Source organism: Streptomyces lincolnensis, assembly GCF_001685355.1.
Classification (GTDB): Bacteria; Actinomycetota; Actinomycetes; order Streptomycetales; family Streptomycetaceae; genus Streptomyces; species Streptomyces lincolnensis.
Genome location: NZ_CP016438.1, coordinates 6,859,561 through 6,874,720, shown reverse-complemented (window position 1 = coordinate 6,874,720; position 15,160 = coordinate 6,859,561). Strand labels below are relative to the sequence as shown.

Genomic DNA, 15,160 nt, shown 5'->3' with positions numbered 1-15,160 from the left:
GCCCGCGTACGACGTGCTCAGGCCTTGGGTACCCGCACGATCAGCGCGTCACCCTGGCCGCCGCCCCCGCACAGGGCAGCCGCGCCGACGCCGCCGCCGCGCCGCTTCAGCTCCAGCGCCAGGTGCAGGACGAGCCGGGCGCCGGACATGCCGATGGGGTGGCCCAGGGCGATGGCACCGCCGTTGACGTTCACCCTTTCCGGGGACACCGCGAGGTCCTTCATGGACTGGACCGCGACCGCCGCGAAGGCCTCGTTGATCTCGATCAGGTCGAGGTCGGAGACGTCCAGGCCCTCCTTCTTCAGGGCGTGCAGGATGGCGTTCGACGGCTGGGACTGGAGGGAGTTGTCCGGTCCGGCCACATTGCCGTGGGCGCCGATCTCGGCGATCCAGTCCAGGCCCAGCTCCTGCGCCTTGGCCTTGCTCATCACGACGACGGCGGCGGCGCCGTCGGAGATCTGGGACGAGGAACCCGCGGTGATGGTGCCGTCCTTGGTGAACGCCGGGCGCAGCCTGCCCAGGGACTCGGCCGTGGTCTCGGCGCGGATGCCCTCGTCCTGGCTGAAGACGACGGGCTCGCCCTTGCGCTGCGGGATCTCCACCGGGGTGATCTCGGCCTCGAACAGGCCGTTCTTCTGGGCGGCGGCGGCCCGCTGGTGGGACAGGGCGGCGATCTCGTCCTGCCGCGCGCGGTCGATCCCGAGGCGCGTGTTGTGCTTCTCGGTCGACTCGCCCATGGCGATGTTCTCGAAGGCGTCGGTGAGGCCGTCGTGGGCCATGGCGTCGAGCATCTCGATGGCGCCGTACTTGAAGCCCTCGCGGGACTTCGGCAGCAGGTGGGGGGCGTTGGTCATGGACTCCTGGCCGCCGGCGACGACGATGTCGAACTCGCCCGCGCGGATCAGCTGGTCGGCCAGGGCGATGGCGTCGAGGCCGGACAGACACACCTTGTTGATGGTGAGCGCCGGGACGTTCATCGGGATGCCGGCCTTGACGGCGGCCTGACGGGCCGGGATCTGCCCCGCCCCGGCCTGGAGCACCTGGCCCATGATGACGTACTGCACCTGGTCGCCACCGATCCCCGCACGGTCGAGGGCGGCCTTGATCGCGAAGCCGCCGAGGTCGGCCCCGGAGAAGGACTTCAGCGAGCCCAGCAACCGTCCCATGGGCGTCCGCGCGCCCGCGACGATCACGGAGGTCGTGCTGTTCGATCCAGTCATGAGCTGCGATCCCCTTACCGGCCTGCACAGGCCGAGGAGTGAACGAGGGTTTACTTCGAATGTACTGAGTGGCACTCCGTGCCGTCACCGGGCCGTCGGTGTGATCGCGCGCACGTTGCGTAACCATCGTAGGAGCGCTGCACTGAGTTCCATGCTGACGCGAATCGACCACATCGGGATCGCCTGCTTCGACCTCGACAAGACAGTCGAGTTCTACCGGGCCACGTACGGCTTCGAGGTGTTCCACTCCGAGGTCAACGAGGAGCAGGGCGTGCGCGAGGCCATGCTCAAGATCAACGAGACGTCCGACGGCGGGGCCTCCTACCTGCAGCTTCTGGAGCCGACCCGGCCGGATTCGACCGTCGCCAAGTGGCTCGACAAGAACGGCGAGGGTGTCCACCACATCGCTTTCGGTACGGCGGATGTGGACGGCGACGCCGCCGGCATCAAGGACAAGGGCGTACGCGTGCTGTACGAAGAGCCTCGGCGCGGCTCCATGGGGTCACGGATCACCTTCCTGCACCCCAAGGATTGCCATGGCGTACTGACAGAACTGGTCACTTCGGCGCCTGTTGAGTCACCTGAGCACTGACCCCCGTACATATGGGCCGGTAGGGTTGGGGGCGGTCGCCGCTCTCAACCAGGGCGACCGGGGTCCTGCCATGGCGGCGGGACCCGGCCGGGGTCCGGGTTTCGGGGGACGAGCGTCGGGGCGGCAGCCCGTGCTCCGCCATTGATCTGACACCATTCCCCGGGGGCCCCGTTCGGCGGTTGGACGGAGCTCGTTGGAGAGACTTGCGACCAGGGGACGGATGGGACCGCGCAGTGCGGGGCTACGAGAGCCAGGAGCGGGAACCGGCGGCTGACGTCGACCACCTCACTCGTTTCGAAGCCGAGATGAAGCGGCTGAAGACCGAGCGGGAAAAGGCGATTCAGCACGCCGAGGACCTCGGCTACCAGGTCGAGGTGCTGCGCGCCAAGTTGCACGAGGCGCGGCGCACCATCATGTCCCGGCCCGCTTTCGACGGCGGTGACATCGGCTACCAGGCCGAGCAGTTGCTGCGGAACGCGCAGGTCCAGGCCGACCAGCTGCGCCAGGAGGCCGAGCGCGAGCTCAGCCAGGCCCGGTCGCAGACCCAGCGGATCCTCCAGGAGCACGCCGAGCAGGCCGCGCGCCTCCAGGCGGAGCTGCACCAGGAGGCGGTCACCCGCCGTCAGCAGCTCGACCAGGAGCTGGCCGAGCGCCGGCAGACCGTCGAGTCGCACGTCAACGAGAACGTGGCCTGGGCGGAGCAGCTGCGCGCCCGTACCGAGCAGCAGGCCCGCCGGCTCCTCGACGAGTCCCGCGCCGAGGCCGAGCAGGCGCTGGCCGCGGCCCGCGCGGAGGCCGAGCGGGTCGCCTCCGAGGCCCGCTCGCGGCTCCAGAGCGAGGCCGAGTCGGCCCGCGCCGAGGCCGAGCAGCTGCTGCGCCGTGCCCGCGCGGACGCCGAGCGGCTGCTGAACGCCGCCTCCACCCAGGCCCAGGAGGCCACCGACCACGCCGAGAAGCTGCGCACCTCCACGACCTCGGAGTCGGAGACCGCGCGCCGCCAGGCCACCGAACTCAGCCGGGCCGCCGAGCAGCGCATGACGGAGGCCGAGGAGGCGCTGCGCAAGGCTCAGACCGAGGCCGAGAAGCTGGTCACCGAGGCCAAGGCGGCCGCCGAGAAGGCGCTCTCCAGCGCCGAGTCGACCAACGAGCAGCGCACGCGTACGGCCAAGGAGCAGGTCGCCCGGCTGGTCAGCGAGGCCACCAAGGAGGCCGAGTCCACCCGGGAGTCCGCCGAGCAGATCGTCGCGGACGCGCGGTCCGAGGCGGAGAAGCTGCTCACCGAGGCCGCCGAGAAGGCCCGCACGCTCACCGCCGAGGAGAGCGCGACCCAGCTGTCCAAGGCGGCCAAGACCGCCGAGGACGTGCTCAACAAGGCGTCCGAGGACGCCAAGAACACCACCAAGGCCGCCGCCGAGGAGGCCGAGCGGATCCGCAGCGAGGCCGAGGCCGAGGCGGACCGGCTGCGTGCCGAGGCGCATGACATCGCCGAGCAGCTCAAGGGCGCGGCGAAGGACGACACCAAGGAGTACCGGGCCAAGACGGTCGAGCTCCAGGAGGAGGCCCGCCGGCTGCGCGGCGAGGCCGAGCAGCTGCGTTCCGACGCGGTCGCCGAGGGCGAGAAGATCCGCGCGGAGGCCCGCAAGGAGGCCGTGGCGCAGATCGAGGAGGCCGCCAAGACCGCCGAGGAGCTGCTCTCCAAGGCGAAGGCCGACGCCGACGAACTGCGCCAGAAGGCCACCACGGACAGCGAGAAGGTCCGCACCGAGGCCATCGAGCGGGCGACCACACTGCGCCGGCAGGCCGAGGAGACGCTCCAGCGCACCCGCCAGGAGGCCGAGCGGCACCGCGAGGAGGTCGTCGAGCAGTCCGAGGCGATCAAGGCCGACGCCGAGCGCGCCGCCCGGGAGCTGCACGAGGAGACCGAGCGGGCCATAGAGACCCGCCGCACCGAGGCCGCCGAGGAACTGTCCCGGCTGCACACCGAGGCCGAGGGCCGGCTCGCCGCCGCCGAGCAGGCGCTCAGCGACGCCCGTGAGGAGGCCGCGCGGATCCGCCGCGAGGCCGCCGAGGAGACCGAGCGGCTGCGCGCCGAGTCCGCCGAGCGGATCCGCACCCTCCAGCAGCAGGCCGAGGCCGAGGCCGAGCGGCTGCGCACCGAGGCCGCGTCGGACGCCTCCGCCTCCCGTGCGGAGGGCGAGGCCGTCGCCGTACGCCTGCGGTCCGAGGCGGCGTCCGAGGCCGAGCGGCTGAAGTCGGACGCCCAGGAGACCGCCGACCGGGTGCGGGCGGAGGCGCAGGCCGCCGCCGAGCGGCTGGCGACGGAGGCGACGGAGACGCTGGCCGCCGCGCAGGAGGAGGCCAACCGGCGCCGTCGCGAGGCCGAGGAGTACCTCGGCGCGGCCCGCCAGGAGGCCGACCAGGAGCGTGAGCGGACCCGCGAGCAGAGCGAGGAGCTGCTGGCCTCGGCGCGCAAGCGCGTGGAGGAGGCGCAGGCCGAGGCCGTGCGTCTGGTCGAGGAGGCCGACCGGCGCGCCACCGAGATGGTGTCGGCCGCCGAGCAGCACGCCCAGCAGGTGCGGGACTCGGTCGCCGGGCTGCACGAGCAGGCGCAGGAGGAGATCACCGGCCTGCGCTCCGCCGCCGAGCACGCGGCGGACCGGACGCGCCGGGAGGCCCAGGAGGAGGCGGACCGGGTCCGCGGGGACGCCTACGCCGAGCGCGAGCGGGCCGCCGAGGACGTGGGCCGTATCCGCCGGGAGGCGACCGAGGAGACGGACGCCGCCAAGGCGCTCGCCGAGCGGACCGTCTCGGACGCCATCGCGGAGGCGGAGCGCCTCAGGTCGGAGGCGTCCGAGCACGCCCAGCGGGTGCGCACGGAGGCGTCGGACGCCATCGCCGAGGCCGACCAGGCGGCGGCGCGGACCCGGGCGGACGCCCGCGAGGACGCCAACCGCATCCGGTCGGACGCGGCCACGCAGGCCGACACCCTCATCACCGAAGCCCGCAACGAGGCCGAGCGGCTCACCACCGAGACCCTCACCGACACCGACCGGCTGCGCCAGGAGACGGTGGCCGAGGCCGAGCGGCTGCGGTCCGAGACCGTCGCGGAGGCCGAGCGGGTACGGTCCGAGGCGCGTGCCAAGGCCGAGCGGCTGGTGGCGGAGGCCTCCGGGGACGCGGAGCGGCTGCGCGCCGAGGCCGCGGACACCGTCGGGGCGGCCCAGCAGCACGCCGAGCGGATCCGCAACGAATCGCAGCGGGTCAAGGCGGAGGCTGCCGCAGAAGCCGAGCGGCTGGTCGGCTCCGCGCGCGAGGAGGCCGAACGCACGCTCGACGAGGCCCGCAAGGACGCCAACAAGCGGCGCTCCGAGGCGGCCGAGCAGGTCGACAAGCTCATCACGGAGACCACGGCCGAGGCCGACAAGCTGCTCACCGAGGCGCAGCAGCAGGCCCAGAAGGCCACCGCGGACGCCGAGCACCAGGCGGACACCATGGTCGGCGCGGCCCGCACCGAGGCCGACCGGCTGGTCTCCGAGGCGACGGTCGAGGGCAACTCGATGGTGGAGAAGGCCCGTACGGACGCGGACGAGCTCCTCGTCGGCGCGCGCCGGGACGCCACCGCGATAAGGGAGCGCGCGGAGGAGCTGCGCGACCGGATCACCACCGAGATCGAGAACCTGCACGAGCGGGCCCGCCGCGAGGCCGCCGAGACGATGAAGTCGACCGGCGACCGCTGCGACGCGCTCATCAAGGCCTCCGAGGAGCAGCTCGTCAAGGCCGAGGCGAAGGCCAAGGAGCTGGTGTCCGAGGCCAACTCCGAGGCCGGCAAGGTGCGCATCGCCGCCGTCAAGAAGGCCGAGGGGCTGCTCAAGGAGGCGGAGCAGAAGAAGAACACGCTGGTCCGTGAGGCCGAGGAGCTGAAGGCCGAGGCGATCCGCGAGGCGAAGCGCACGGTCGAGGAGGGCAAGCGCGAGCTGGAGGTCCTGGTCCGCCGTCGCGAGGACATCAACGCCGAGATCTCCCGTGTCCAGGACGTCCTGGAAGCGTTGGAATCCTTCGAGGCCCCTGGAGCGGGCAAGGACAACGGCGTCAAGGCGGGCGCCGCGGTCGGCGCCCCTCGATCGGGTGGCAAGTCTTCGGACGGCTAGGGTTCGCCGGGCGAGCCCGAGGCCGAGTCACCGGATTCCGGTGCGTTCTGGGGCCTTTGACCAAGTCTTTGGCAAGTAGTCCGAGGGTTAGCCACCCAAAAGGGGTGTCATTCTCCAGATCAAACACGCATCCGCTCGATGACACACCGCTTCGGCCCCTAGGATTCCACCTATCACCTCACCGGTCTCATTCGACAGGAACCCCATGAGCGACACTTCCCCCTACGGCTTCGAGCTTGTGCGGCGTGGGTACGACCGCGCTCAGGTGGACGAACGGATCTCCAAGCTCGTCTCCGATCGTGACAGCGCTCTCGCCCGCATCACCGCTCTGGAAAAGCGCATCGAGGAGCTCCACCTCGAAACGCAGAACGCCCAGGCCCAGGTAAGCGACGCCGAGCCGTCGTACGCCGGTCTCGGCGCGCGTGTCGAGAAGATCCTCCGCCTCGCCGAGGAAGAGGCCAAGGATCTGCGCGAGGAGGCCCGTCGCGCCGCCGAACAGCACCGCGAACTCGCCGAGTCCGCGGCGCAGCAGGTCCGCAACGACGCAGAATCGTTCTCTGCGGAGCGCAAGGCCAAGGCGGAGGACGAGGGCGTCCGGATCGTCGAGAAGGCCAAGAGTGACGCGTCGCAGCTGCGCGCCGAGGCCAACAAGGACGCACAGTCCAAGCGTGAGGAGGCCGACGCTCTCTTCGAGGAGACCCGCGCCAAGGCCGCGCAGGCCGCCGCCGACTTCGAGACGAACCTCGCCAAGCGGCGCGAGCAGTCCGAGCGCGACCTGGCCTCGCGTCAGCAGAAGGCCGAGAAGCGCCTCGCGGAGATCGAGCACCGCGCGGAGCAGCTGCGTCTCGAGGCGGAGAAGCTGCGCACCGACGCGGAGCGTCGTGCCCGGCAGACCGTCGAGACGGCGCAGCGTCAGGCCGAGGACATCGTCGCGGACGCGAACGCCAAGGCCGACCGCATCCGTTCGGAGTCCGAGCGTGAGCTCGCCGCGCTGACCAACCGTCGCGACAGCATCAACGCCCAGCTGACGAACGTGCGCGAGATGCTGGCGACGCTGACGGGGGCCGCCGTGGCCGCCGCCGGTACGCCGGCCGACGACGAGCCGATCTCTCGTGGGGTGCCTGCTCAGCAGTCCCGGTAATCAGCAGTACGAACAGAGGCCCGCATCCCCTTCGGGGGTGCGGGCCTTCGTCGTGGGCCGGTCCGCTCACCGATCTCCCGCTGCCGGTCGGCCATCAGCCGCAGCACGGCCGGCACATCGCCCCGCAGGGGCCCCGTGTCCGGGACCCGGTTTTCGATGGAGCCGCCCTGGTGGTGGCGCAGGGCGGCGACCACGAGGGCGGCGCGGGTGCTCCAGCGGCGGTGGAGGACCTGTTGCCGGTCCTCGCCCGGGCCGCGAGGCCCTCCATGGTCAGGCGGGAGTAGCCGACGGCCTTCAACTCGGCCCAGGCCGCGTCCAGGAGGTCGGCCACGCCGGGGTCCTCGTCCTCGGCGCCCTCGCTCCCTCCTCGACAGCACGATCGTTGCGATCGCGATCCACACCCTCGGCACCGACCTGCGTGCCGGCACCGCCATGGTCCAGTGGATGAGCACGGCCTGTCTGCCGGCCCTGGCGATGGTCGTGCCGGCGGTTCGGCGCGCGGCGCGTCTGGCTCGGCGCGCTGACGGCCGGCTCCCTGCTGTGCGCTCTCGCCCCGACCGTCGGGACACTGATCATCCGCACGTCCGCCCGTCCGGACCTGACCGGCCACGCACGCGTGCTGCTGCCGCTCGCCGCCGGAGCCCTCCTGGTCGCCGCCTTCGTCCGGCACGCGCTGCGCCGCGAACGGCCGCTGATCGACGTACGACTGCTGTGGGTGCGGTCGTTCGCCGTGGCCTCGGTGCTCACCTTCACGGGCGGACTGACGCTGTTCGGCGGGATGTTCCTGCTGCCGCTGTACTACCGGCAGGCGCGGCACTAGAGCGTGGTGGCCGCCGGGCTGCTGCTCGTCCTCGCTGCCGTCCTGGCACACGGCGACGGCCCCACCGCGTTCCCGCGGGCTTTCCTCTGGTCGACGGTGTTCACGGTTGTTGCCGCCCTCGTCGGTCTCTGTTTGCCCATACGAGTGGCATCTGCCGAGGCACGCCCCTAGCGTGGTCGGCATGATCGAGCTCGAGGGCCTGACGAAGCGGTACGGCGAGAAAGTGGCGGTCAACAACCTGACCTTCACGGTCAGACCAGGCATCGTGACGGGCTTCCTCGGACCCAACGGTGCCGGCAAGTCGACGACCATGCGCATGATGCTCGGCCTGGACCGCCCGACCGCCGGGGACGTCCGTATCGACGGCAAGCACTACGACCAGCTCAAGGACCCGCTGACGTACATCGGCGCCCTGCTCGACGCCAAGGCCATGCACGGCGGCCGCAGCGCCCACAACCACCTGCTGTGCCTGGCGCAGAGCAACGGCATCCCGACGAAGCGGGTGCGCGAGGTGCTCGACACGGTCGGGCTCACGGCGGTGGCGAAGAAGAAGGCCAAGGGGTTCTCGCTCGGCATGGGGCAGCGGCTCGGCATCGCGGGCGCGCTGCTCGGAGACCCGCGGATCCTGATGTTCGACGAGCCGGTCAACGGTCTCGACCCCGAGGGCATCCACTGGATCCGCAACCTGATGAAGTCGCTGGCGGCGCAAGGGCGGACGGTCTTCGTCTCCTCCCACCTCATGAGCGAGATGGCGCTCACCGCCGACCACCTGGTCGTCATCGGCCAGGGCCGGCTGCTCGCCGACACCTCCATGGCGGACTTCATCGCGGAGAACTCGCGGTCCTACGTCCGTATCCGCACCCCGCAGCGCGAGCGGCTGCTCGACGTGCTGCACGCCGCCGGGGTCACCGTCGTGGAGACCGGCAGCGGGGTGCTGGAGGTGGACGGGAGCAAGTCCGAGTACATCGGCGAGCTCGCCGCGCAGCACCAGATCGTGCTGCACGAGCTGAGCCCCCAACGGGCCTCCCTGGAGGAGGCGTTCATGCAGTTGACCGCGGAGTCGGTCGAGTACCACGCGCACAGTGACACGCCACCCGGGCAGCAGCAGCCCTGGGGCGACGGCTGGAAGGGGAACTGACCATGGCGGCGATCCAGGTCGTCCGGTCCGAGTGGACCAAGATCCGGTCGGTGGCCTCCACGGTGTGGACGCTCTCCCTGGCCGTGGTCGTCACCATCGGGCTCGGCATGCTGATCTCGGCCCTGTCGAAGAGCGAGTTCGACTCCATGAGCCGCGACGACCGGCTCTCCTTCGACCCGACCTTCATCAGCTTCGCGGGCATGAGCCTCGGCCAGCTCGCGATGATCGTGTTCGGGGTGCTCGTCGTCTCGAACGAGTACAGCACCGGCATGATCCGCACCTCGCTGTCCGCCGTACCGCAGCGCGGCACGTTCCTGGCCGGCAAGATCGGCGTCGCCACCGCTCTCTCGCTCCTCGTGGGCCTGGCCACCAGCTTCGTCGCCTTCTTCCTCGGGCAGGCGATGCTCGGCGAGCACAAGGCGGCGATCGGCGACGAGGGCGTACTGCGGGCGGTGATCGGCGGCGGCCTGTACATGACCCTCATCGCGATGTTCTCGATGGGCGTCGCCGCGATGCTGCGCTCGCCGATGCTGTCCCTGGGCATCCTGATGCCGTTCTTCTTCCTGATCTCCAACATCCTCGGCAACGTCGACGCGACGAAGAAGATCGGCCAGTACCTGCCCGACCAGGCCGGCAGCAAGATCATGCAGGTGGTCACCCCGATCGGCGACGACACTCCGTACGGCCCCTGGGGCGGCCTGGGGATCATGGCACTGTGGGTGCTGGCCGCCCTGATCGGCGGCTACGTCCTGCTGAAGAGAAGGGACGCGTGACCCGGACGAGGGACGGGGCAAGCTCTGGGCTTTACTTTCATTTGAGCGGAACCGTCAGCGCCCGGATAAGCTCCTAACCCTTACGGGGGGCATGCGCCCCGCTGTCCTGAACCTTGCGATGGGTGCGGAGCATGATCGAGGCAGTCGGCCTGACCAAGCGCTACGGCGACAAGACCGCTGTGTACAACCTTTCCTTCCAGGTGCGGCCCGGGGCCGTCACCGGCTTCCTGGGCCCCAACGGCTCGGGCAAGTCGACGACGATGCGGATGATCCTGGGCCTGGACAACCCCACCTCGGGCCAGGTGACGATCGGCGGCTTCCCCTACCGCAAGCTGCCCAACGCGCCCCGGCAGGTCGGCGCGCTCCTGGACGCCAAGGCCGTGCACGGTGGCCGGGCCGCCCGCAACCACCTGCTGAGCCTGGCCCAGCTCTCCGGCATCCCGGCCCGCCGGGTGGACGAGGTGCTCGGTGTCGTCGGCCTCCAGGACGTGGCCAGGAAGCGCTCCAAGGGTTTCTCCCTCGGCATGGGCCAGCGGCTCGGCATCGCCGCGGCGCTGCTCGGCGACCCGCAGGTGCTGCTGTTCGACGAGCCGGTCAACGGTCTCGACCCCGAGGGCATCCACTGGGTCCGCAACCTGATGAAGGCGCTCGCGGCGGAGGGCCGGACGGTCTTCGTCTCCTCCCACCTCATGAGCGAGATGGCGCTCACCGCCGACCACCTGATCGTCATCGGGCGCGGGCAGCTGCTCTCCGACATGAGCGTCAAGGACTTCATCTCGGCGAACTCCGCCGACTTCGCGCGCGTGCGCACCCCCGACACCGAGCCGCAGCTGCGCGAGAAGCTGTCCGCCGCGCTCACCGAGGCGGGCGGCCACGTGATGTCCGAGCAGGACGGCGGGCTGCGAGTGACGGGACTGCCGCTGCCGCGCATCAGCGACATCGCGCACGACAGCGACGTACGCCTGTGGGAGCTGTCGCCGCACCAGGCCTCGCTGGAAGAGGCGTACATGCGGATGACGCAGGGCGCGGTCGACTACCGCTCGTCCATCGACCAGCGGGCCGGCCTCCAGCAGCAGCTGCCGCCCGGCGCGCAGCCCCCGATGCCGGTGCCGGGCCAGGGCCAGCCGGGCTGGTACGCCCCGCCGCCGCCCCAGCAGGGCGGCCAGCCGTTCGCACCGCCCCAGCCGCAGCCGCCCGTGGGCCCCTACGGCGCTCCCGGCGCCGCTCCGGCCCCGGGCCCCGGCGCTCCCAACCCGTACGCCCCACAGGCCCCGTACGCCCCGCAGGCGCCCCAGGGACAGCCTCCGGCGGCCGCGCAGCCCGCGGCCGCGCAGCCCGCCGCCGCTCCCCCGGCGCCCGCCCAGGCCCCTGCTCCCGCCGCCCCCGCCGCCGACCCGAACAAGTCCGAGGACGCCCGATGAGCACCCCGCAGCCCCCGATGCCGCAGACCGCCGCACCGAACTGGCAGGCGGCACCCGGTTCGTCGTACCCCCAGGCCGGCTACACCTCTCCGATCCCGGTCGTGCGCACCCACCTCGGGCACGCGATCGCCTCCGAGTGGACGAAGATCAGGTCGGTGCGCTCCACGATGTGGACACTCGGCGTGTTCGTCCTGCTCGTCGTCGGCATCGGCATCGCGACCGGCGCGCTGGTCTCCGCCAACGCGGACCCGGACAGCCTGGCGGGCGAGAACCCGCTGTCGTTCGGCTTCTTCGGGCTGCTGCTGGGCAGCATGTGCCTCATCACGCTCGGAGTGCTGACCACGGCCTCGGAGTACGGCACCGGCATGATCCGCACCACGATGGTCGCCTGTCCGTCCCGCGGCCGGGTCCTGGCGGCGAAGTCGATCGTGTTCTTCGCGGTCGCGTTCGTGGTCACGCTGGTGTCGTCGGTGCTGGTCGCCTTCGCGGACATCGCGCTGCTGGACGGGGCCCGGGAGCCGAGCGGCGGTGAGTGGCTCAAGGGCACGGTCGGCATCTCGCTCTACCTGGCTCTGCTCGGCCTGCTCTCGCTCGTCGTCGGCTCGATCATCCGGCACTCGGCGGGCGCGATCACCATCATGATCGGCCTGGTCCTGGCCCCGCTGGTCATCGCGCTGTTCATGTTCACGGAGTCGCTGTCGGGTCTGCGCGACGCCCTGTTCGAGTACTCGATCCCGAACCAGCTCAGCGTCTTCTACGCCAACTCCCTCACCGAGTCCGGCCCGGCCGGCTGGGACCCGCTGTGGATCGCCCTGGGCATCACGGCCGCGGCCTTCGCCGGCGCCTTCGCCCTGCTGGAGAAGCGGGACGTATAGGAGCCGCGAGGACTAGAACCTCGGCGCGTTACGGGACCGCTGCACCCGCGTGGTGCGGCGGTCTCTCGCGTTCCAGCAGGCCTTGTGCCAGTGCCGGCGGTCGTCGACGCCGGCGTGGTCGGGCCAGGCCACCACGTGTGGGACGCCGTCCGGGATCAGCTGCTCGCAGCCCGGGCAGCGGTACGTCTTGCCCTGGGCGCTTGCCCCGGCCACATGGCGCACGTTCCACTCCTCGCCCTGCCAGCTCTGGGTGGACTGCCAGCCGCCGTAACGGCCGGACCGGTCGTCCTCGGCACTCGTGCCTGACGGGCCGACTCCCTTGGGTCGGTTGCGACGCGGGGACACAGGACACCTCACGGGGCTATACAGGATGCAGGGCTCGTGTCCAGCCTACGCGGCGGCGCCCTGGGTAGGCGTAGGGCACCAACCCCCACAAGTCCCCCTCCGGGGCGGCGGATTCCGCAGACAATCCGCAAATCTCTTCGGCAGGCCGTGTCCTCGGCACGTGTCAGAGGGTTATGCCGGGTGGGGGAGCTCCGTGTCGGAGCCAAGGAAGCAGGAAAGCGATGCACGTAGGAAGTTTCGTGTTGGCGGCCCAGTTCCCGGGGCAGGGCCAGGGGGAGGCGCTGCACCGCGCGGTCCGCTCGGCCGAGGTCGCGGAGGAGGCCGGGCTCGACGCCGTCTGGCTGGCGGAGCACCACTTCGTCCCGTACGGCACCTGTCCGTCGGCGGTCACCCTGGCCGCGTTACTGCTGGGCCGCACCCGGCGTCTGCGCGTCGGCACCGCCGTCAGCGTGCTCTCCACCGTCCACCCGGTCGCCCTGGGCGAGCAGGCCGCACTGTTGCATGTGACGAGCGGCGGGCGCTTCTCGCTGGGGGTCGGGCGCGGCGGGCCGTGGGTCGATCTGGAGGTCTTCGGCTCGGGTCTCCAGGCGTACGAGACGGGGTTCCCGGAATCACTCGATCTGCTGGTGCGCTGGCTGCGCGAGCCGTCGGTGGAGGCCCGCGGGGAGCGGTTCGCCTTCCGCGAGGTGCCCGTCGTACCGCGGCCGTCGGAGTCGCTGACGGAGACCGCGGGCCCCGAGGTCGTCCTCGCCTGCACCTCCCCGGCGAGCGTCCGGATGGCCGCCGAGCGGGGACTGCCGATGCTGCTCGGCATGCATGTCGGCGACGAGGAGAAGGCCGAGATGGTGTCCCTGTGGCGCCGCCTCGCCCGCGCGGCCGGGCATCCGCCGGAGCGGGTTCTGGACGCCGCCCATGTCTCGGCCGGCATCTGCCAGATCGCGGACCGGCGCACCGACGCGGTGGAGACCCTCATGAAGGCGATGCCGGGCTGGCTGAAGCAGGGACTCGGTGCTCATGTCACGGTGGACGGCCGCGAGCGTCCGATGCGCGACCCGCTCGCCTACACCGAACTGCTCTGCGGGCTGCACCCCGTGGGCACCCCGCGCCTGTGCGCCGACCGGCTCGCCGCGACCAGCGAGCGGACCGGCGTCTCCCGCTTCGCCCTGCTCACCGAGGGGTCGGGAGACCTGGCGGCCACCGAGGAGAACATCCGGCGGCTGGGTGCGGAAGTGCTGCCGCACCTCGGTTGACCTCCGGCCTCGCCCGAACACTCCTCGGGCCGAACCGCCTTGTCGGGCGGGGTGCTTGCCGCCCCGGTACTGATGCACCTCCCGCGTACGGAGCGGCAAGCAAGCGGCTTGCTGCGTCAGCAGTCCCTGAACTCCGGAGACTGGTTGAGCAGCTGACTGCGCACCGAGGTGAAGCGCGTCAACGTCTCGTCGACCGAGGCGTCCAACGGGAACACCGCCACGCGGTGGCAGTTCTGGAAGGCCAGCCGGACACCGAAGTGCCGCTGGAGTGCGCCGCGAATCGCGTCACTCGCAAGCGCGCGCAGCAGCTGACCGCGTGCCTGCTCGTCCGGCGGAGGCGTCTGGTTGTCGGCGAAGTTGCCGCCGTCCACCTTCAGCTGAGCCACCAGGGAGCTGATCATCTCCCATGCGTAGGGCAGGGAGGTCCGGACGCAGTCGACGAATTCGGCTTCGTCGACCTCGCCTCGCTCGGCCTTCTCGAGTAGGGCCGGTGAGACGTCGAGCGACATGGGTTCTCCTCTCGCACCCCCGACTTTCTCAGGGGTTGCCGGACAGATAAAGGGAGTTCGCGATGCCGAACACGCTGCGTACACACCTCGCGACCTCCCGTTTACTACGGTAGGCAACGGACGGTGACGGCACCAGGAAAACGCGTACAAAGAGCGGCCCCATTGGGCACACAATCGGCCACAACCGAACAGGTATGTTCTGGGCCGAATCGCGCGCGCAGGGGCCCGTCGAGTAGCGTTGCCGACCATGCGTCTCGTCATCGCCCGATGCTCCGTCGACTACGCGGGCCGGCTCACCGCTCACCTTCCCTCGGCTCCCCGCCTGATCCTGGTCAAGGCGGACGGCAGTGTGTCGATCCACGCGGACGACCGTGCCTACAAGCCCCTGAACTGGATGTCGCCGCCCTGCACACTGAAGGAGGGATCGGGCGAGGAGGAAGGCGTCTGGACCGTCGTCAACAAGGCGGGCGAGAAGCTGATCATCACGATGGAGGAGGTCCTCCATGATTCCTCGCACGAACTGGGCGTGGATCCCGGCCTGATCAAGGACGGCGTGGAAGCACACCTTCAGGAACTCCTCGCCGACCGCATCGAGACCCTCGGCGAGGGCTACACGCTGATCCGCCGCGAGTACATGACCGCCATCGGCCCGGTCGACATCCTGTGCCGGGACGCGGACGGGCAGACCGTCGCGGTGGAGATCAAGCGGCGCGGTGAGATCGACGGCGTCGAGCAGCTCACGCGCTACCTGGAACTTCTGAACCGCGATCCCCATCTCGCCCCGGTCCGCGGCGTCTTCGCCGCCCAGGAGATCAAGCCCCAGGCCCGCGTCCTCGCCACGGACCGCGGCATCGGCTGCGCGGTCCTCGACTACGACGCCCTGCGCGGCATCGAGGACGACAAGCTGCGGCTGTTCTGACCCCCTGGT

The 15,160-nt window shown here is 71.0% G+C and carries 13 protein-coding genes; 10 read left to right on the top strand and 3 right to left on the bottom strand.

Features of this window, described 5'->3' with window-relative positions; genetic code table 11:
• Nucleotides 1-17: 17 nt before the first annotated feature.
• Nucleotides 18-1,220 carry an acetyl-CoA C-acetyltransferase gene (locus SLINC_RS30810; protein ID WP_067439772.1) on the bottom strand — a complete coding sequence of 401 codons (1,203 nt, stop codon included), beginning with the start codon at nt 1,218-1,220 and terminating at the stop codon, nt 18-20.
• Between the two features lie 151 nt (nt 1,221-1,371).
• Here SLINC_RS30810 and mce point away from each other — a divergent pair, with 151 nt between their 5' ends.
• The 8 genes from mce (at nt 1,372) to SLINC_RS30770 (ending at nt 12,128) form a co-directional block, all read left to right on the top strand.
• On the top strand, nt 1,372-1,812 hold the full coding sequence (gene mce, locus SLINC_RS30805) for a methylmalonyl-CoA epimerase (RefSeq protein ID WP_067439769.1): 441 nt from the start codon (nt 1,372-1,374) through the stop codon (nt 1,810-1,812).
• Nucleotides 1,813-2,045: 233 nt separating this feature from the next.
• A complete protein-coding gene (scy, locus tag SLINC_RS30800) occupies nt 2,046-5,960 on the top strand; it encodes a polarized growth protein Scy (RefSeq protein WP_067439766.1) in 3,915 nt (1,304 codons plus the stop codon).
• Between the two features lie 205 nt (nt 5,961-6,165).
• Nucleotides 6,166-7,101 carry a coiled-coil domain-containing protein gene (locus SLINC_RS30795; RefSeq protein ID WP_067439764.1) on the top strand — a complete coding sequence of 312 codons (936 nt, stop codon included), beginning with the start codon at nt 6,166-6,168 and terminating at the stop codon, nt 7,099-7,101.
• A 616-nt stretch (nt 7,102-7,717) separates the two neighbouring features.
• A complete protein-coding gene (locus SLINC_RS48870; RefSeq protein ID WP_067439761.1) occupies nt 7,718-7,921 on the top strand; it encodes a hypothetical protein in 204 nt (67 codons plus the stop codon).
• Nucleotides 7,922-8,102: 181 nt separating this feature from the next.
• Nucleotides 8,103-9,059, top strand: coding sequence for an ABC transporter ATP-binding protein (locus tag SLINC_RS30785; protein ID WP_067445887.1), 957 nt, complete (start codon nt 8,103-8,105; stop codon nt 9,057-9,059).
• Between the two features lie 2 nt (nt 9,060-9,061).
• Nucleotides 9,062-9,832, top strand: coding sequence for an ABC transporter permease (locus tag SLINC_RS30780; RefSeq protein WP_067439759.1), 771 nt, complete (start codon nt 9,062-9,064; stop codon nt 9,830-9,832).
• 131 nt (nt 9,833-9,963) lie between these two features.
• Entirely contained in the window at nt 9,964-11,253 is a 1,290-nt protein-coding gene (locus SLINC_RS30775; RefSeq protein ID WP_067439756.1) for an ABC transporter ATP-binding protein, read from the top strand.
• Nucleotides 11,250-12,128, top strand: coding sequence for an ABC transporter permease subunit (locus tag SLINC_RS30770; protein ID WP_067439753.1), 879 nt, complete (start codon nt 11,250-11,252; stop codon nt 12,126-12,128). The genes SLINC_RS30775 and SLINC_RS30770 overlap by 4 nt, the downstream gene beginning before the upstream one ends.
• A gap of 12 nt (nt 12,129-12,140) precedes the next feature.
• Here SLINC_RS30770 and SLINC_RS30765 read toward each other — a convergent pair whose 3' ends face one another.
• Nucleotides 12,141-12,473 carry an ATP/GTP-binding protein gene (locus tag SLINC_RS30765; RefSeq protein WP_067439750.1) on the bottom strand — a complete coding sequence of 111 codons (333 nt, stop codon included), beginning with the start codon at nt 12,471-12,473 and terminating at the stop codon, nt 12,141-12,143.
• Nucleotides 12,474-12,694: 221 nt separating this feature from the next.
• On the opposite strand from SLINC_RS30765, the gene SLINC_RS30760 reads away from it, so the two are divergent.
• Entirely contained in the window at nt 12,695-13,723 is a 1,029-nt protein-coding gene (locus SLINC_RS30760) for an LLM class flavin-dependent oxidoreductase (RefSeq protein WP_067439749.1), read from the top strand.
• 116 nt (nt 13,724-13,839) lie between these two features.
• On the opposite strand, the gene SLINC_RS30755 is transcribed toward SLINC_RS30760, so the two are convergent.
• The gene (locus SLINC_RS30755) at nt 13,840-14,232 is read right to left on the bottom strand and encodes an SCO5389 family protein (protein WP_067439746.1); all 393 of its coding nucleotides are present in this window, start codon (nt 14,230-14,232) and stop codon (nt 13,840-13,842) included.
• Between the two features lie 247 nt (nt 14,233-14,479).
• Between SLINC_RS30755 and nucS the strand changes: the two genes are divergently transcribed.
• A complete protein-coding gene (nucS, locus tag SLINC_RS30750; RefSeq protein WP_067439743.1) occupies nt 14,480-15,151 on the top strand; it encodes an endonuclease NucS in 672 nt (223 codons plus the stop codon).
• Nucleotides 15,152-15,160 lie beyond the last annotated feature (9 nt).

What these genes read in the sequence shown, in the direction of transcription:
- SLINC_RS30810 (WP_067439772.1), bottom strand. Translation starts at nt 1,220, where the DNA reads ATGACTGGATCGAACAGCACGACCTCCGTGATCGTCGCGGGCGCGCGG.
- mce (WP_067439769.1), top strand. Translation starts at nt 1,372, where the DNA reads ATGCTGACGCGAATCGACCACATCGGGATCGCCTGCTTCGACCTCGAC.
- SLINC_RS30795 (WP_067439764.1), top strand. Translation starts at nt 6,166, where the DNA reads ATGAGCGACACTTCCCCCTACGGCTTCGAGCTTGTGCGGCGTGGGTAC.
- SLINC_RS30785 (WP_067445887.1), top strand. Translation starts at nt 8,103, where the DNA reads ATGATCGAGCTCGAGGGCCTGACGAAGCGGTACGGCGAGAAAGTGGCG.
- SLINC_RS30780 (WP_067439759.1), top strand. Translation starts at nt 9,062, where the DNA reads ATGGCGGCGATCCAGGTCGTCCGGTCCGAGTGGACCAAGATCCGGTCG.
- SLINC_RS30775 (WP_067439756.1), top strand. Translation starts at nt 9,964, where the DNA reads ATGATCGAGGCAGTCGGCCTGACCAAGCGCTACGGCGACAAGACCGCT.
- SLINC_RS30770 (WP_067439753.1), top strand. Translation starts at nt 11,250, where the DNA reads ATGAGCACCCCGCAGCCCCCGATGCCGCAGACCGCCGCACCGAACTGG.
- SLINC_RS30760 (WP_067439749.1), top strand. Translation starts at nt 12,695, where the DNA reads ATGCACGTAGGAAGTTTCGTGTTGGCGGCCCAGTTCCCGGGGCAGGGC.
- SLINC_RS30755 (WP_067439746.1), bottom strand. Translation starts at nt 14,232, where the DNA reads ATGTCGCTCGACGTCTCACCGGCCCTACTCGAGAAGGCCGAGCGAGGC.
- nucS (WP_067439743.1), top strand. Translation starts at nt 14,480, where the DNA reads ATGCGTCTCGTCATCGCCCGATGCTCCGTCGACTACGCGGGCCGGCTC.